The sequence below is a fragment of the Achromobacter sp. RT286_PF genome (genome assembly GCF_059760425.1).
Genome location: NZ_JCBAMR010000003.1, coordinates 249,442 through 265,928, shown reverse-complemented (window position 1 = coordinate 265,928; position 16,487 = coordinate 249,442). Strand labels below are relative to the sequence as shown.

Annotated in this window: 12 protein-coding genes; 10 read left to right on the top strand and 2 right to left on the bottom strand. The window is 65.5% G+C overall.

The annotated features are described in order from the left end of the window. Positions 1-280: 280 nt before the first annotated feature. The 4 genes from AC6LJY_RS04850 (at position 281) to gluQRS (ending at position 5,045) form a co-directional block, all read left to right on the top strand. Complete coding sequence (locus AC6LJY_RS04850; RefSeq protein WP_046803985.1) at positions 281-1,243, top strand: TAXI family TRAP transporter solute-binding subunit; 963 nt, start codon at positions 281-283, stop codon at positions 1,241-1,243. Positions 1,244-1,364: 121 nt separating this feature from the next. Continuing rightward, positions 1,365-3,389, top strand: coding sequence for a TRAP transporter permease (locus AC6LJY_RS04845; RefSeq protein WP_314355886.1), 2,025 nt, complete (start codon positions 1,365-1,367; stop codon positions 3,387-3,389). A gap of 262 nt (positions 3,390-3,651) precedes the next feature. Further along, positions 3,652-4,110 carry a Smg family protein gene (locus AC6LJY_RS04840; RefSeq protein WP_006216709.1) on the top strand — a complete coding sequence of 153 codons (459 nt, stop codon included), beginning with the start codon at positions 3,652-3,654 and terminating at the stop codon, positions 4,108-4,110. Positions 4,111-4,151: 41 nt separating this feature from the next. Further along, a complete protein-coding gene (gluQRS, locus tag AC6LJY_RS04835; RefSeq protein ID WP_498135399.1) occupies positions 4,152-5,045 on the top strand; it encodes a tRNA glutamyl-Q(34) synthetase GluQRS in 894 nt (297 codons plus the stop codon). A gap of 7 nt (positions 5,046-5,052) precedes the next feature. Here gluQRS and AC6LJY_RS04830 read toward each other — a convergent pair whose 3' ends face one another. Next, positions 5,053-7,680 carry a GDYXXLXY domain-containing protein gene (locus tag AC6LJY_RS04830; protein WP_498135398.1) on the bottom strand — a complete coding sequence of 876 codons (2,628 nt, stop codon included), beginning with the start codon at positions 7,678-7,680 and terminating at the stop codon, positions 5,053-5,055. A 62-nt stretch (positions 7,681-7,742) separates the two neighbouring features. Between AC6LJY_RS04830 and AC6LJY_RS04825 the strand changes: the two genes are divergently transcribed. From AC6LJY_RS04825 to AC6LJY_RS04805, 5 genes are all read left to right on the top strand, one after another. Then, on the top strand, positions 7,743-10,391 hold the full coding sequence (locus AC6LJY_RS04825; protein WP_046803989.1) for a DNA topoisomerase III: 2,649 nt from the start codon (positions 7,743-7,745) through the stop codon (positions 10,389-10,391). Positions 10,392-10,588: 197 nt separating this feature from the next. After that, the gene (locus AC6LJY_RS04820) at positions 10,589-11,647 is read left to right on the top strand and encodes an ABC transporter substrate-binding protein (RefSeq protein ID WP_046803990.1); all 1,059 of its coding nucleotides are present in this window, start codon (positions 10,589-10,591) and stop codon (positions 11,645-11,647) included. After that, positions 11,647-12,417, top strand: a complete 771-nt coding sequence (locus AC6LJY_RS04815) for an ABC transporter ATP-binding protein (RefSeq protein ID WP_189371558.1) — start codon at positions 11,647-11,649, stop codon at positions 12,415-12,417. The genes AC6LJY_RS04820 and AC6LJY_RS04815 overlap by 1 nt, the downstream gene beginning before the upstream one ends. 13 nt (positions 12,418-12,430) lie before the next feature. After that, complete coding sequence (locus tag AC6LJY_RS04810) at positions 12,431-13,285, top strand: ABC transporter permease (protein WP_120153330.1); 855 nt, start codon at positions 12,431-12,433, stop codon at positions 13,283-13,285. Between the two features lie 25 nt (positions 13,286-13,310). Further along, positions 13,311-14,090: an SDR family oxidoreductase gene (locus tag AC6LJY_RS04805; protein WP_046803993.1), complete on the top strand. Its 780-nt coding sequence runs from the start codon at positions 13,311-13,313 to the stop codon at positions 14,088-14,090. 4 nt (positions 14,091-14,094) lie between these two features. On the opposite strand, the gene ilvB is transcribed toward AC6LJY_RS04805, so the two are convergent. Next, positions 14,095-15,921: a biosynthetic-type acetolactate synthase large subunit gene (ilvB, locus tag AC6LJY_RS04800; protein WP_498135425.1), complete on the bottom strand. Its 1,827-nt coding sequence runs from the start codon at positions 15,919-15,921 to the stop codon at positions 14,095-14,097. A gap of 93 nt (positions 15,922-16,014) precedes the next feature. On the opposite strand from ilvB, the gene AC6LJY_RS04795 reads away from it, so the two are divergent. Then, on the top strand, positions 16,015-16,485 hold the full coding sequence (locus AC6LJY_RS04795) for an Lrp/AsnC family transcriptional regulator (RefSeq protein ID WP_046803995.1): 471 nt from the start codon (positions 16,015-16,017) through the stop codon (positions 16,483-16,485). The last annotated feature ends 2 nt before the right edge of the window (positions 16,486-16,487 follow it).

The window sequence follows — 16,487 nt, the reverse complement described above, 5'->3', positions numbered from 1 at the left end:
CTCCGTGATCTACAGCGCGTGGGATGTAACCGCCAGCGGCGACACCATAACTAAAGCACGACCTTCCATAACCCCAAGGCTTATTCACCCCCAGGTAAACGATAGCTCCGTAACCATTGGCTACGGATGCCCCGCATGCCAGAATTTCAACATGAAAACGGCCCCCAAGGGGAGGCCCATTTTTGTGCCCGGACGGCGCTTTTATTGAACCGTCCGCCACAGGAATGACAAGACGATTTCCGTCACAAGAACCCTACCTGACAACACCGGAGAAGCTCGCATGAAACTCAAACACTGGATCACCGCCCTGACCGTCGCGGTTGCCGCCGTCGGCACCGTGGGTTCCGCACAGGCCCAGCAGTTCTTCCGCATCGGCACGGGCGGCACGGCCGGCACGTACTACCCCATCGGCGGCATCATCGCCAACGCCGTGTCGCAGCCGGGCAAGCTGGTTGCCACGGCCGTGGCGTCCAACGGGTCGGTGGCCAACATCAACGGCATTCTGGGCGGCTCGTTCGAAGCCGGCTTCACGCAGTCGGACGTGGCGTACTGGGCCTATAGCGGCACGGGCACGTTCGAAGGCAAGCCCAAGGCGCAAGACCTGCGCCTGATCGCCACGCTGTATCCCGAAAGCATCCACCTGGTGACGCGCAAGGGCGCGGGCATCAAGAGCGTGGCTGACCTGAAGGGCAAGCGCGTGTCGATGGACGAACCGGGCTCGGGCACGCTGGTTGACGTGCGCCTGATCCTGGGCGCCTACGGCATGACCGACAAGGACATCAAGGCCGAATACCTGAAGCCGAACCAGGCGGGCGACAAGCTCAAGGACGGCGGGCTGGACGCGTTCTTCTTCGTGGGCGGTGCGCCGGCCGGCGCCATCGCCGAACTGGCCTCCAGCGGCGCGGGCATCGAAATCGTGCCGCTGGTCGGCCCGGAAATCGACGCGCTGCGCGCCAAGCAGGAGTTCTTCACGCCCGACACCATCGCCGCCAACACGTATCAGAACGTGGGCGAGGTCAAGACCATTTCGGTCAATGCGCAAATGGTCACGTCGGCCAAGCTGCCGGAACAGGTCGTGTATGACGTCACCAAGGCGCTGTACAGCGACGCCACGCGCAAGACGCTGGACAACGGCCACGCCAAGGGCAAGCTGATCACGCGCGAAAACGCCATCAAGGGCGCCGGCATCCCGTTCCACCCGGGCGCCGAGAAGTTCTACAAGGAAATCGGCTTGTTGAAGTAAGCCCAAGCCGTACTCGCGACGGCGATACGCCGGCGCGCCGGGTACCCCCCGGTGTTGCGCCGGCATTGCGCAGGGCCGCCTCGTGCGGCCCTGTTTGCGGATTCACCTGAGAAATACGTCGATGGAAATAGACCACGAAAAGACCCAGCAACTGGCGGAAAAGTACGATTCCGAAATCCGCTTCCGGCCACTGGACAAGACCGCCACCTGGATCGTCTCGGGCCTGCTGGTCACGCTCTCGATCTTTCATTACTACACCGCGGGCTTTGGCCTGCTGCGCGAGGCCACGCATCGCGGCGTGCACCTGGCGTTTGTGCTCAGCCTGATTTTCCTGGTGTTCGGCTTTTCGAAGTCGCACTATCAGCGCGAGCCGAAGTCCACCTGGTACGCCCCCGGCGGCATCCCGCTGTATGACTGGATCATCGCCGTGGCGCTGGCGCTGTCGGTCATGTACATCCCGTACATCTTCGAAGACCTGGCGTTCCGCGTGGGCAATCCGCTGCCCATCGACGTGTTCATGGGGTCCATCCTGCTGATCGGCCTGCTGGAAGCCACGCGCCGCGCCATGGGCTGGCCGCTGCCGATCATCGCCCTGGTGTTCATGGCCTACGCCATGTTCGGACCGTATTTCCCCGGGCTGCTGCAACACGCGGGCAACACCTGGTCCCAGATCGTCAACCACATGTACCTGACGAGCCAGGGCGTGTACGGCGTGGCGGTCGGGGTGGTGGCGACCTACGTGTTCCACTTCGTGCTGTTCGGCGTGCTGGCCACCCGCATCGGGCTGGGCCAGTTGTTCCTGGACGTGGCCTCGACCATTGCCGGCCGCTATGCGGGCGGCCCGGCCAAGGTGTCGGTGTTTGGCTCGGCCATGTTCGGCATGTTGTCCGGATCATCGGTGGCCAACGCGGTCACGGTGGGGTCGCTGACCATCCCCGCGATGATCCGCGTGGGCTATCCGCGCCACTTCGCGGCCGGGGTCGAAGCCGCCAGCAGCACGGGCGGGCAGATCACGCCGCCCATCATGGGCGCGGCCGCGTTCCTGATGATCGAATTTTTGGGCATCCCGTACCAGCAGATCGCCATCGCCGGCATTTTCCCGGCCTTCCTGTACTTCTTCGGCCTGTTCATGCAGGTGCACTTCGAGGCCAAGCGCGAAGGGCTGCGCGGCCTGACGGCCGAGGAAATGCCCAAGCTGAAGCAATCGGTCAAGATGCGCTGGCCGACCTTGATTCCGCTGTTTTTGCTGATCGGCGTGCTGGCCAGCGGCCGCACACCGTACCTGGCGGCGTTCGCGGGCATCACCGGCTGCATCCTGGTGGGGCTGCTGAATCCGTATCAGCGCTTGCGTTGGCGTGACCTGTACGAAGCCTTCGAGACCGGCGCCAAGTACGCGCTGGCCGTGGGCGCCGCCGCCGGCACGGTAGGTATCGTGATCGGTGTGGTGACGCTGACCGGCGTGGGCTTCAAGGTGTCGTACATCGTGATCTCGGCGGCGCAGTCCATCGCCGGCGTGGCCTCGGTGGTGATTCCGGAAGCCATCGCGAACACGCAGTCGCTGACCTTGGTGGCGGCGTTGATCATGACGGGCATCGTCTGCATCCTGATGGGCTGCGGCATTCCCACCACGGCCAACTACCTGATCATGGTGGCGGTGGCCGCTCCCACCCTGGTGCAACTGGGCGTGCAGCCGATTGCGGCGCACTTCTTCGTGTTCTATTTCGGCATCCTGGCGGACATCACGCCACCGGTGGCGCTGGCGGCCTACGCGGCGGCGGGCATGGCGGGCAGTGACCCGTTCAAGACCGGCAACACGGCGTTCAGGCTGGGCATCACCAAGCTGATCGTGCCGTTCGTGTTCGTGTTTTCGCCATCGCTGCTGATATCGGTGCAGGGCTTTACCTGGTACGACTTCTTCGTGACGCTGATCGGCTGCATGGTGGGCCTGGTGCTGCTGTCGGCCGCATTCTCGCGCTACATGCTGGTCGGCATGAAAAGTTGGGAACGGTGGCTGTGCACGCTGGGCGCGTTGCTGACCATCGTGCCGGGCGTGACCAGCGGCGTGATCGGGCTGGCCATCTGCATTCCGGTCTTCATCCGCCAGCTTGCCGGACTGAAGCTGGAGAACGCGGCCAAGGCAGCCTGAGAGCCGCCTTGCCGGGGCGACCCGGCCAGGCAGAAAAAACAGGGGCGGACCTGAGTGTCCGCCCCTGTTTTCTTTTGCACAATCGCGCATTTTGGCAGCAAATACGGGCAGAATGGGGGCCGTCCACGACAGGGTGACGCCATACAACATTCCGCCTTTTCGCCGGTTGCCCGGCTAAATAAATCAGCGTAAAGTAAAATTCATGTTTGCTGGTCTGCCGATATGCGGGCCGACTGTGCAAACAGGCACAACACTGCGCCATATGTTCGATATCCTGGTTTATCTGTTCGAGAATTACTACACGCCGCAAGCCTGTCCTGCGGCCGATGTGCTCGCAAAGCGGCTAGCCGCCGCCGGTTTCGAGCACGAAGACATCGACGACGCGCTCGGTTGGCTGTATGGCCTTGCCGAGACCACCGAACGATGTGTCGACCTCGCTCAGGCGCCCAACACCGGAACCCGGATCTACACCGACAACGAATACAGCCAGCTCGGCTCCGAATCCATCGGCTTCATCGCCTTCCTGGAATCGGCCGGCGTGCTGCCGGCGCCCCTGCGTGAGATCGTCATCGACCGAGGCCTGGCTTCGCCCGAAACGCCCGTGCCGCTATCCAAGATCAAGATCATCGCCCTCATGGTTCTCTGGAGCCAGGAAGCCGAGATCGACAACCTGGTCCTGGAAGAGCTGCTGGACGAAGAGGGCGTGCGGTTGTTGCATTGACGCGGCGCGCAGGCTTTTTGCGGTTGCTGTGACCGGTTGCGATGCCGTACGTAGGCCGATTCGCCCCCAGCCCTAGCGGCCCGCTGCACGCGGGTTCGCTGGTGGCCGCGCTGGCCAGTTGGCTCGATGCGCGCGCCCACGGCGGGCGCTGGCTGCTGCGCATCGAAGACGTGGACACGCCGCGTACCGTGGCGGGGGCCGCCGACACAATCATGGCGCAACTGCGCGCATTGGGCTTGCACTGGGACGGCGACGTCCTGTGGCAGTCCCAGCGCAACGCCGCCTATCAATCCGCGTTTGACTCGCTTGCCGCCCGTGGCCTGATCTACGGCTGCGGCTGCACGCGCCGTGAAATCGCCGATTCCGCATTGCGGGGCCCGACCGTGCCTGGCGCCGACGGCGAACGCCCCTACCCGGGCACCTGCCGCCACGGCCTGCCGCCTGGGCGCCAGGCGCGTGCTTGGCGCTTGCGGGTGCCCGACGGCGTTGAACATTTCGAAGACCGCTGGCTGGGTCCGCAAGAGCAGGACGTGGCTGCCGCCGTGGGCGACTTTGCCTTGCGGCGCGCCGACGGCTTGTGGGCGTATCAATTGGCGGTGGTGGTGGACGACGCGGAGCAGGGCGTGACCGACGTGGTGCGCGGCGCGGATCTGCTCAGCTCCACGGCGCGCCAGCGCGTTCTGGGCCGCCTGCTGGGCTTGCCGCCGCTGCGCTATCTGCACGTGCCGCTGATTCTGGATGCGGGCAGCGGCTTGAAGCTGTCCAAGCAGAACGGCGCGCCCCCCATCGACACCGGCGCACCGCTGGCCGCGCTGCAAGAAGCGTGGCGCGGTTTGGGTTTTGCGCCCATCGCGGCAACCGACCGGGACGGCTTCCTGTCGGCGGCCACCGCGCACTGGGCGCGGCGCTTTCCGCTGTCATCCACTTCAAATTAGTGTGCCGCTACAGCGGTTGCAGGTCTTCGCCCAGCATCCGCACCAGCAAGGCTTCGCCGTTTTCCGCCACGCGCAGTTCGCCATACCGTGCCACTTCAAAGCGCTTGGCCTCGCCCTCCTGGAAGAACCAGGCGTTGGTGACGATACGCACACCGCGATCGCGGACGCGGTATCGCAACGGCACCTCGGTCGGTGCATGCGGCTGCGCGTCCGGCTGGATGCGCAACGGCGTGGCCACGCCGCGCGAATCGGCTTGCAGCATCACATAGCCGTCGGGTTCGAACCCCATCAGCGAATCCTCGTCCGCCACGCGATCGCCCCCCAGCCGCAAGCGGGTGATGTCGCGGCTAGCGGCGAAATTCAGCGCCATGTAGTCGCCCTGCATCAACGAACGGGGATCGACCGGCGCCAGTTCCAGAATCACCACCTTGCCGGTAGCCAGCAGCTTTTCGCGCTGCCAGATGCCGCCATTGGCCACCACCAGCACCAGCGCCAGACCGCCCAGAATGGCCAGCGTGCGCCAGCGCAGCGGGCCGGACACCGGCGGCAGCGGCGCGCGCCGGTCGGGCGCCTGCGTACGCATCAGTCGGGGCACCAGCCAGACCAGGCCTCGCAGCACGAACAGCAGCAAGGCGCCTCCGCCCAGCCACAGCGCCTTTTGCAGCAAGGGCACATCCAGCTGGTAGTAATAGACGCCCAGGTAGGCCAGCAGGCCGAGCACGCCGAAGATCACCAGCCGCAGCTGGTTCAGCCCAAAGCCCAGCAACAGCCAGGCCAGCGCGAAGCCCACGCCCGGGCTGGGCAGCCAGAAAAGCGCCAGGGCCAGCAAGGCGATGGGCACGCCCCAGGTCACGCCACCCGTCAGCACGTGGCGGCGCGGCCATAGCACCGCCAGCGCGCCGGCGGCCGGCAGCAGCGCCCCGGCCACGACCAGCAACGCGCCCTGGGGATTCAGCTTCCACATGGCCGGCAGGTGCAGGGCCGAGATGCCGCCCGCCAGCCAGACCATGCCTTGCACGGACAGCAGGAAGGCCCAGGCCAGCGGCTCCATCGCGTGGCCGCGCTTGCCGCCCACACGATGGCTCCAGGTCAGGATGACGGCCGTGGCCCAGGCGCCGATCACGGCAATCGGCAGCCAGACGAAGCCGGCGCGGCCCGCGTCGAAGTACAGCCAGGCGTCCAGCAGGTCGTCGCGCATCAACTCCGGGGACAGGCCGCGCCAGATCAGGGCGGCGCCCGCCGCCGCGATCAACAGGCCCGACAGAAACCGCAGGATCACATCCGGCCCCAGCGCGTAGACCACCGCCGCCAGCAGCAATACAAATAAGCAGGCGCTGGTGAACGACGTGGAACTGGACAGCCCGTAGATGATGAGGATCTGGCCCGTGAAGGCCATCGCGGTGCCGCATTGGCGCCAGAATGGTCCGGCGTCGCTGCGCAGCACCGCCACGCCCGCGCCGCACAAAACCAGCCCGGCCACCAGCGCGCCTTCTTCCGACGTCACGATGCCCGAGAACGCCACGAACACCAGCAGCAGCAAAGTGGCCAGCCAGGCGCTCAGGCCCAGCAGGCATTGCACGTACCAGGGCGGTTCGGCATGCGGCATGGCGGCAGGGGCCAGTTGCACGACGGGGGTGCCGGCATCGCCGGATTCGACCGCGTTGCCCGCCGACGCGGCGGCCGGTTCGGCATCGGCGGTGACCAAGGCGGCGTCGGGTTCGGCGGCCAGCTTGCGCAACCAGCGCGCGGCCAGCACGGCCTCGGCCATGAGCAGGGCGGCCAGAGGCAGCGCAGCCCATACGCCGGGCTCCAGCCGCAACAGCCATTCGCCCACCACCCGCAGGGACACGCAGATGACACCCGCCGCCAGCATGGCCAGAATGACCAGGTCGCGCCGGCCGCGCTGATAGTAAAAGCCCAGCCCCAGCGTCGCGGCCAGCCAGGCGATGCCGTTAAGCGAGCCCACCCCGCGCAGGATGAAGTCCCCGAACATCAGGGACAGCACCAGGGCGCTGATGGCGATGAAGGCCAAAACGCGCGGCCCGATCAGCGTGCTGGCCCGCCAGCGGCGCGCCGCCAGTTCCCAGCCCAACAGCAGCGTCAGGTTTAGCGCGGCCATGATGAGGTTGGGCAGGCCCGAGCCGTCATAGAGGGCATACCAGGTGAAGACACGTTCGCCCAGCCACAATGCGGCCGCCACATTCAGCACCAGCGCCCACAACAGCCACACCGCCTGGCTGGCCGAAGCCAGCGCCCAGGGCAGCAGCAGAACCGCCCACCAGGCGAACAATTCCCAGGTATCGGCGCCAGTCTGGTAAGTTTGACCCAATAACGCGAGCAAGGCGCCCAGCAAGATGCCGGCCAATGCCAGAAGCGCGCCGGGGACGCTGCGCCGCACGCCAGGCGAGGCCCGAAGGCGCAAACCGGCCCAGGCCGCCGCCAACGCCGAGATCGCCAGCAAACCCTGCGTGCCGGCAAAGCGTTGCACTTTTGTCATGTCTTGCCAGTTGGCGGCAACCCAGCAAATCGCAGCGCTGCCCAGCAGCAAAACGCCTAGCCACAAGGTGCTTCGCGCCAAGAATTGACGCCAAGCGTGCAGTTCGGATCCCGCTTGCCTTTCAGTGCCGACTTGCATCTGGCGAATCTCCGATCTTATTATCCGCGCTACTAAGGCGGGACTACCGCCACTGGATACACATGAATAAAACGCTGATTATTGCCGAGAAGCCCTCGGTGGCCCTTGATATATCACGCGCCTTGGGAGGCTTTGCGCGCGAGGGCGACTATTTTGAAAGCGAACGTTACGTACTCGCATCCAGCATCGGCCATTTGCTGAGCTTGGTCGCGCCCAATGATCCGGTCAAGGGAAAGTGGAGCTTCGCGCACCTGCCCGTGATTCCGCCGGAATTCGAACTCGGCCCCACCGACAAGAAGTCGGCGGAACGCCTGAAGCTGCTGGTCCGCCTGGCCAAGCGCAAGGACGTGGATTCGATCATCAACGCCTGTGACGCGGGACGCGAGGGCGAACTGATCTTCCGCTACATCATTCAGTATGCGGGTGTGAAAAAGCCGATTCAGCGCCTCTGGCTGCAATCGATGACGCAGGCCGCCATCCGCGAAGCCTTCGCCAACCTGCGCGACGACGTGCAGCTCAAGCCGCTGGAAGCGGCCGCCCGCTCGCGCGCTGAAGCCGACTGGCTGGTCGGCATCAACGGCACGCGCGCCATGACCGCCTTCAACAGCAAGGACGGTGGCTTCTTCAAGACGCCGGTGGGCCGCGTGCAAACGCCCACGCTGGCCATCGTGGCCGAGCGCGAAGAGCGCATCCGCCGCTTCGTGCCCCGCGACTACTGGGAAGTGCGCGCCACGTTCATCGCCGCCGCCGGCTTGTACGAAGGCCGCTGGATCGACCCCCAATTCAAGAAAGACGACCGCGACCCGGAAAAGCGTGAATCGCGCCTGTGGTCCGCCGCCGCCGCGCAAAGCGTGGTGGCAGCCTGCCGCGACCAGCCGGGCAACGTCACCGAAGAATCCAAGCCGTCGACCCAGATGTCGCCGGCCCTGTACGACCTGACGTCGTTGCAGCGCGAGGCCAACGGCCGTTTCGGCTTTTCGGCCAAGACCACGCTGTCGCTGGCCCAGACCCTGTACGAACGCCACAAGGCGCTGACCTATCCGCGTACCGACTCCCGCTATCTGCCCGAGGACTACATCACCACGGTGCAGGAAACGATGCGCGCGCTGGCCACGGGCGGCTCGAACGCCGTGGGCGGCCTGTCGCGCCACGCGGGCACCGTCGTCAGCCAGCAGTGGGTGAAGCCCAACCGCCGCATCTTCGACAACAAGAAGGTGTCGGATCACTTTGCCATCATCCCCACGCTGCAAATCCCGCACGACCTGAGCGAAGCCGAGGCCAAGCTGTACGACCTGGTGCTCAAGCGCTTCCTGGCCGTGTTCTTCCCGGCGGCCGAATACCGCGTCACCACGCGCCTGACCGAAGTGCAGGGGCATCGCTTCCGCACCGACGGCAAGGTGCTGGTCACCCCGGGCTGGCTGGCCGTGTACGGCAAGGAAGCCCAAGGCGAAGACGCCAACCTGGTGCCGGTTGCCGATGGCGAAACGGTGCGCACGGAAGACGTCGAAGCGGTGGGCTTGTCGACCAAGCCGCCCGCCCGCTTTAACGAAGGCACCTTGTTGTCCGCCATGGAAGGCGCCGGCAAGCTGGTGGACGACGAAGAACTGCGCGAAGCCATGTCCGAACGCGGGCTGGGTACGCCGGCCACGCGCGCCGCCATCATCGAAGGCCTGCTCAACGAGGTGTACCTGCGCCGCGAAGGCCGCGACCTGGTGCCCACCGCCAAGGCGCGCCAGCTGATGACGCTGCTGTCCGGCCTGGACGTGACCGAACTGACCTCGCCCGAACTGACGGGCGAATGGGAACACAAGCTCAAGCAGATCGAGCAGGGCGGCCTGGGCCGCGAGGCCTTCATGCGCGAAATCGCGCAGATGACCCAGGTGATCGTCAAGCGCGCCAAGGAATACGAGCGCGACACGGTGCCCGGCGACTACGCCACCTTGCAAACGCCGTGCCCCAAGTGCGGCGCGGTGGTCAAGGAAAACTATCGCCGCTTCGCCTGCACCGCCTGCGATTTCTCGATCGGCAAGCATCCGGGCGGCCGCACGTTCGAACTGCCGGAAGTCGAAGAGCTGCTGGCCAAGCGCGAGATCGGTCCGCTGCAAGGCTTCATCAGCAAGATGGGCCGTCCGTTTGCCGCCATTCTGCGTATCAGCGACGAGTACAAGCTAGAATTCGACTTCGGCCAGAACGACGAAGACGACACCGAAGCGGTGGACTTCTCCGGCCACACGCCGGTCGGCCCCTGCCCCAAGTGCCAGTCGCGCGTGTTCGAGCACGGCATGAGCTACGTTTGCGAAAAGTCGGTCGGGCCTGAGAAGACCTGCGACTTCCGCTCGGGCAAGGTCATCCTGCAACAGGAGATCTCGGCCGAACAGATGGGCAAGCTGCTGACCACCGGCCGCACCGACCTCTTGGACGGCTTTGTGTCCAGCCGCACGAACCGCAAGTTCAAGGCATTCCTGGTGCGTCAGCCCGACGGCAAGATCGGCTTCGAGTTCGAGCCGCGTCCTGAAAAACCGGGTCGCGCCCCGTCCAAGACCGCCTCGAAGACGGCGACGAAGACCGCAGCGAAGACGGCAGCGAAAAAAGCGCCGGCCAAGAAAGCGGCGGTGAAGAAAACCGCAACTAAGACAGCCACCAAGACGGCCACCAAGACCGCCGCCAAGAAGGCAGTCAAAAAGGCCGCGCCGAAGAAAACCGCTTCGTAACGGGAATCCAGGCGCAACGAAAAGGGCGGAGCCACTCGCCCCTGATCACGCCTGATCCCTTACCCGGCTGCTGCCATTTGCCGACCCACGCCCGGACAACCCGGGCGTTTTCCATTGTTGGGCCGCACACGCTGGGGTATTGTTTACGCCAAATAGCGCCACCCAAAAGCGCCAACCAAAATCAATTCGAGGACGACATGACCCACAGCCCCCGCTTCACCACGCGCCGCCGCATCCTGACCGCCGCCGGCGCCCTGGCCGGTGTCGCCTTGCTTGACGGGCGCGTTGCGTTTGCCCAGCCCAAGCTGGGCCGCGTCGTCTACGGACAAGGCAGCATCGATCCCTTTTTCGCGGCCGGCTACGTGGCGCTCAAGAAGGGCTACTTCAACGAAGGCGGCCTGGACGTTGAATACCTGAATTCGCAAAGCGGCCCGCGCACCAACCAGCTGTTGGCGGCCGGCCAGATCGTGTTCGGCGCCACCGCCGCCACGGCCGCCCCCGCGCTGACCATTGCCGGCAAGGCCGCCACGCTGGTGTTCGGCTTTGACCGCAAGCTGACGTACGCCAACATCATCGTGCGCCGCGAAGACTTCGAAAGCGGCAAGATCAAGTCGTTGAAAGACCTGGCCGGCAAGCGCGTCGGCGCCACGCAACCGCAGTCCAGCACCTGGCTGATGGCGCTGTACCTGATGCAGAAAGCCGGCGTGGCCGACAAGGTCGACATCCGGCCCCTGGGCGATCTGGCCACGATGCTGGGCGCGCTCAAGACCGGCTCGGTATCCGCCAGCATGGCCACCATGTCGATGATGGAACAGGCTCGCCAGGAAGGCTGGGGCGTGCCGATTTTCGACGCCACCACCGAAGCCTCGTGGAACGAATTCATGGGCGGCGACGTGCCCGGCATTGCCGCGTTGACGCTGCAAGACACCATCCAGAAGCGCCCGGAAGTGGTGCAGGCCTTCGTCAGCGCAATGGTCAAGGCGCAGGACTTCATCACCGCCACTCCGGCCTCGGGCATCGCCGACGTCATCTACGACGACTACCTCAGCGCGTTCCCGCGCGCCGCCATCGAGAAAACGCTGGGCGTCTACAAAGACACGGTGTTCTTGAAAGACAACATCATCACCGAAGACGCATACAACCGCATGACGGCCATCATGGGCGACGGCCGCCAGTTTTCCAATGACGAAATCAAGACCGTGCCCTATGCCAAATGCGTGAACATGAGCTTCGTGCGCAAAGCGCGGGGCCTTTGATGATTACGCTGGACAAGGTCGGCAAGGCGTACCAGTCACGCCAGGGCACGACGCATGCGGTGGGCGACGTCAGCCTGACCATCGAAGCGGGTGAATTTGTCTCCATCGTCGGCCCCTCGGGCTGCGGCAAGAGCACGCTGCTGAACATGATCGCCGGCTTTTTGCGGCCTACCACCGGCAGCATCCACGTGGACGGCCGGCAAGTGGACGGGCAGGTGCCTCCTGCGCTGGGCTACATCTTTCAGAAAGACACCTTGCTGCCGTGGTTCAGCGTCAAGAAGAACGTGGCGCTGGGGCTGAAGTTTCACGGCGTGGCCGCCGACAAGATCGCGCAGCGCGTGGCCGAACTGCTTGAGCTTGGCCACCTGACCGACTTCGCCGACGCCTTTCCGCACCAGCTGTCGGGCGGCATGCGGCGGCGCGTGGCGCTGTTGATGAGCCTGGCAGTCGAGCCGCGCATCCTGCTGCTGGACGAGCCCTTCGGCGCGCTGGACACACACACCAAGACGCACCTGCATCGCGAGTTGATGGAGATCTGGCGCAAGCTGGGCCAGACCATCGTGATGGTCACGCACGACCTGGACGAAGCCATCCTGCTGTCGGACCGCGTGGTGGTGCTGTCCGGCCCGCCCAGCCGCGTGCTGCTCGATGAACGCATCCGCATCCCGCATCCGCGCGACGTGTTCACGCTGCGCGAAACGCCGCAGTTCGTCGCCCATGTGCAAAGCCTCTGGAGTGTGCTGGGCCAGCAGTTCCGCGCCGCCGCCTGATTCTTCCTGCCCCATGATTCCGACTGAAACCTCAAATTCCTTGCAAGACCAGCTACGGCTGGACCGCCGCGCCGGCATCAAGCGCCGAGTCCGCATCACGTTGTGGCAGGTGCTGATTCTTGCCGTCATTCTTGGGTCATGGGAAACGCTGACGCGCATTCCGTGGTTTACGCAGAACACCTTGTTCGACCCGTTCTTCATCAGCCAGCCGTCCCGCGTGGCGGTGCGTTTGTGGGAATGGCTGCAACCCGGCCCGCGCTCGGTGTGGCCGCATCTTTGGCTGACCTTGCAAGCCACGATGGTGGGGCTGGTGGTGGGGGTGGGCAGCGGCTTTATCGTCGGCATGACGCTTAGCCGCAGCCGCTTCCTGGCCGATGTCTTCAACCCGTTCATCGTGGCGTTCAACTCGATGCCGCGCATCGCCTTCGTGCCGCTCATCACCATGTTCTTCGGCCTGGGGCTGGCTTCCAAGGTGGTGACATCGTGGTTCGTGGTGTTCTTCCTGGTGTTCTTCAACACCTACAAGGGCGGACGCAGCGTCGAGCGTGAACTGGTGGACTTCTGCCGCACGCTGGGCGGCTCGCCGCGCCAGATCCTGTGGCGGGTGCGCATACCCACCGCCGCGGCCTGGACGTTCGCCGCCTTGCCTAACGCCATCAGCTTCGCGTTGATCGGCGTGGTGCTGGCCGAATTCGTCGGGTCGACCACGGGCATGGGCTACCTGATGATCACCGCGCTGGCCACCTTGAACGCCACCGACATGTTCGCGGCCGTAACGCTGCTGTCCATCGTCGGTATCGCGCTGGTTTATTGTGTGACCTGGCTGGAACGGCGGCTGCTGCATTGGGCGCCGGAATTCAGGGAATGACCATGAAACATTCGGGACAGCATTGATGAGCACTCTTCCCTATTTGCGTAACTTCGACCTGACGGGCCAGGTGGCGCTGATAACCGGGTCCGCGCGCGGGCTGGGCTTTTGCATTGCGCGCGCGTTGGCCGGCTGCGGCGCGCGCGTGTTGATCAACGGCCGCAACAGCGCGTCGGTGGACGCCGCCGTGGCCGAGCTGGCCGATGCGGGCCTGGACGCGCATGCCTTGCCGTTCGACGTCAGCAACGACGCCGACATGGCGCGCGCCTTTCAACGCATCGACGATGAGCACGGCCGGCTGGACGTGCTGGTCAACAACGTGGGCGCACGCAACCGCAAGACGTTGCGCGACACGACGCCGGCCGAAATCCGCGAATTGATCGACACCGATCTGGTGGCCGGCATGCTGCTGGCCAAGTTCGCGGCCGAACGCATGGTGCGCCAGGGCGGCGGGCGCCTGATCGCGATCACGTCGGTGGTGGGGGAATTGGCGCGCGCGGGCGACGCGGTCTATCCCGCCGCCAAGCAGGGTTTGACGGGCATGGTGCGCGCGCTGGCGGCAGAATTTGGCGGCCAGCACATCACCAGCAACGCCATCGCGCCGGGCACGTTCGCCACGGAAACCAATGCGGCCATGGTGGCGGACCCGAACTTCGGCCCGCGCATCGCCGCGCGCAATCCGACGGGCCGGTGGGGCGAGCCGGAAGAAATCGCCGGCGCGGCGGTGTTCCTGGCGTCACCGGCCGCGTCCTACGTGAACGGGCACGTGCTGGTGGTGGACGGCGGCCTGTCGATCCAGTTCTAGGCGATCAGGTCGTCTCGTCCTGGTACCAGACGCCTTCGGCCAGCATCATCTTCTGGTGGCCGTGGCCCGCCGGCATCATCGGAAAGCAGTTCTCTTGCGCGGTCACCGCCACGTCAAGAAAGTACGGCCCGTCATGCGCCAGGCATTCGGCCAGCGCGGCGTCCAGCGTGGCCGGATCATCCACGCGCGCCGCGCCCCAGCCGAACGCGCGCGCCAGCGCCACGAAGTCAGGCAGCGACGCGTTATAGCTGTGGCTGTAGCGGCCGCCGTGGATCAGTTCCTGCCATTGGCGCACCATGCCCATGTAGCCGTTGTTGCACAGCACGACCTTCACGGGCGTCTGGTGCTGCATGGCGGTGGACAGTTCCTGGATGTTCATCAGCACCGATGCATCGCCGCTGACGCACACGACGGTCTTGTCGGGATGCGCCACCTGCGCACCGATGGCGGCGGGCACGCCATAGCCCATCGTGCCGGCGCCGCCCGAGGTCAACCAGCGGTTCGGCTTGTCGAAACGCAGGTATTGCGCGGCCCACATCTGGTGCTGGCCCACGTCGGTGGACACGATGGCGTCGCGATCGGCCAGCGCGGCATTCAGGCTGGACATCAGGTGCTGCGGCAAGATGGCGTCGGCGGCGGGCGTGAAGCCCAGGCAGTCCTGCGCGCGCCATGCGTCGATGCGCTTGAACCACGGCGCCAGGCGCGCGGGCTCCAGCGGTGCGTCGCCCAGTTCGGCGCGCAGCGCGCGCACCAGCGGCAGGCAGTCGCCCACCAGCGCCACGTCCACGCGCACCACCTTGTTGATGGAGGCCGGGTCGATGTCGATATGGATCTTGCGGGCGTGCGGGCAAAACTCGGACAGCTTGCCGGTGATGCGGTCGTCGAACCGGGCGCCGATGCACACGACCAGATCGGCGTTGTGCATGGCCAGGTTGGCTTCAACGGTGCCGTGCATGCCCAGCATGCCGACAAACCGCGGGTCGGATGCGGGGAAGGCGCCCAGGCCCATCAGCGTCAACGTGCACGGCGCGCCGGTGTGGCGCACCAGATCCGTGAAGGCCTGGCAGGCCTCGGGGCCGGCATTCACCAGGCCGCCACCGCCGTAGAAGATGGGGCGCTTGGCCTGTGCGATCAACGCGGCGGCGCGGCGCACGGCCGACTGCGGCAACTTGGCCGCCAGCTTGCCCGACTGCCGGCGCGCTCGCAGCGCGGCCAGCTTTTGCTGCGACGGCAGGCCCGGCACATCGTCATCCGCGTCGCGCGGCACCGCCAGCTGGACGTCTTTCGGAAAGTCCACCAGCACCGGGCCGGGTCGGCCCTGCCGGGTCAGTTCAAATGCGCGCCCCACCACGTTGGCCACGTCGTCCACGGCGCGGATCTGGGTATTCCATTTGGTGACGGAACGCGAAATGCCAATGGCATCGCATTCCTGAAAGGCGTCGGTGCCGATCGCGGCGGTAGCGACCTGGCCGCTGATGCACAGCACCGGAATCGAATCGCACATGGCGTCCAGCAGGCCGGAGGTGGTGTTGGCCATGCCGGGGCCGGAGGTCACGAACACCACGCCCGTGCGGCCGGTGCTGCGGGCATAGCCCTCGGCGGCATGCACGGCGGCCTGCTCATGGCGCACCAGCACGTGGCGCAGGCGCGGCTCGGCGTACAAGGCGTCGTACAGCGGCAGGACCGCGCCCCCCGGGTAGCCGAACACGGTATCGACGCCGTTCGCAATCAGCGTATCGAGCAGAATCTTGGCCCCGTTGGCAGGAGGGGCTTCGGTGGCGGCTAGCGCGGCGGCGGCGGTGGGGTGCAGGCGATCGTTCATGCTATCTATCTTATTCGTAGGCGCGCAGAATTTTTATCTTCTTTTCCACGAATACGCGTGAGCCGGAGTAAATTCATCTTTGATTTGGAGGAATCAAAGAAAATGAACCTGGACAAGTTTGACCTCGCCATTTTGAAGGTGCTGCAAGAGAACGCGCGCGCCAGCTTGAATGAGATCGGCGCGGCGGTGGGGCTGTCGTCTACCCCTTGCTGGAATCGCATCAAGCGGATGGAGGGCGCCGGCGTCATCCGGGGCTACACCGTGGACATCGACCCGGCCAGCCTGGGCTTCATGGACACGGTCATCGTCCACGTGACACTGGAAAGCCACAGCGAAGAAACCTTGTACGAGTTCGGCCGCGCGCTGGCGGCCATCCCCGAAGTGCTGGAAGCGTTTCTGGTGTCGGGCGATTACGACTACTACATCCGCATCGCCGTGCGCGACACGCGCGACTACGAACGGCTGCTGCGCGAGCAGCTGTACCGCATCCCCGGCATCCGCCACAGCAAGTCTTGCTTTGTGCTGCGTCGGCTGAAGGAAACCATGCTGCCGCTGACCGGCCCGGTGGCCTGAAG

What these genes read in the sequence shown, in the direction of transcription:
- AC6LJY_RS04850 (WP_046803985.1), top strand. Translation starts at nt 281, where the DNA reads ATGAAACTCAAACACTGGATCACCGCCCTGACCGTCGCGGTTGCCGCC.
- AC6LJY_RS04845 (WP_314355886.1), top strand. Translation starts at nt 1,365, where the DNA reads ATGGAAATAGACCACGAAAAGACCCAGCAACTGGCGGAAAAGTACGAT.
- AC6LJY_RS04840 (WP_006216709.1), top strand. Translation starts at nt 3,652, where the DNA reads ATGTTCGATATCCTGGTTTATCTGTTCGAGAATTACTACACGCCGCAA.
- gluQRS (WP_498135399.1), top strand. Translation starts at nt 4,152, where the DNA reads ATGCCGTACGTAGGCCGATTCGCCCCCAGCCCTAGCGGCCCGCTGCAC.
- AC6LJY_RS04830 (WP_498135398.1), bottom strand. Translation starts at nt 7,680, where the DNA reads ATGCAAGTCGGCACTGAAAGGCAAGCGGGATCCGAACTGCACGCTTGG.
- AC6LJY_RS04825 (WP_046803989.1), top strand. Translation starts at nt 7,743, where the DNA reads ATGAATAAAACGCTGATTATTGCCGAGAAGCCCTCGGTGGCCCTTGAT.
- AC6LJY_RS04820 (WP_046803990.1), top strand. Translation starts at nt 10,589, where the DNA reads ATGACCCACAGCCCCCGCTTCACCACGCGCCGCCGCATCCTGACCGCC.
- AC6LJY_RS04815 (WP_189371558.1), top strand. Translation starts at nt 11,647, where the DNA reads ATGATTACGCTGGACAAGGTCGGCAAGGCGTACCAGTCACGCCAGGGC.
- AC6LJY_RS04810 (WP_120153330.1), top strand. Translation starts at nt 12,431, where the DNA reads ATGATTCCGACTGAAACCTCAAATTCCTTGCAAGACCAGCTACGGCTG.
- AC6LJY_RS04805 (WP_046803993.1), top strand. Translation starts at nt 13,311, where the DNA reads ATGAGCACTCTTCCCTATTTGCGTAACTTCGACCTGACGGGCCAGGTG.
- AC6LJY_RS04795 (WP_046803995.1), top strand. Translation starts at nt 16,015, where the DNA reads ATGAACCTGGACAAGTTTGACCTCGCCATTTTGAAGGTGCTGCAAGAG.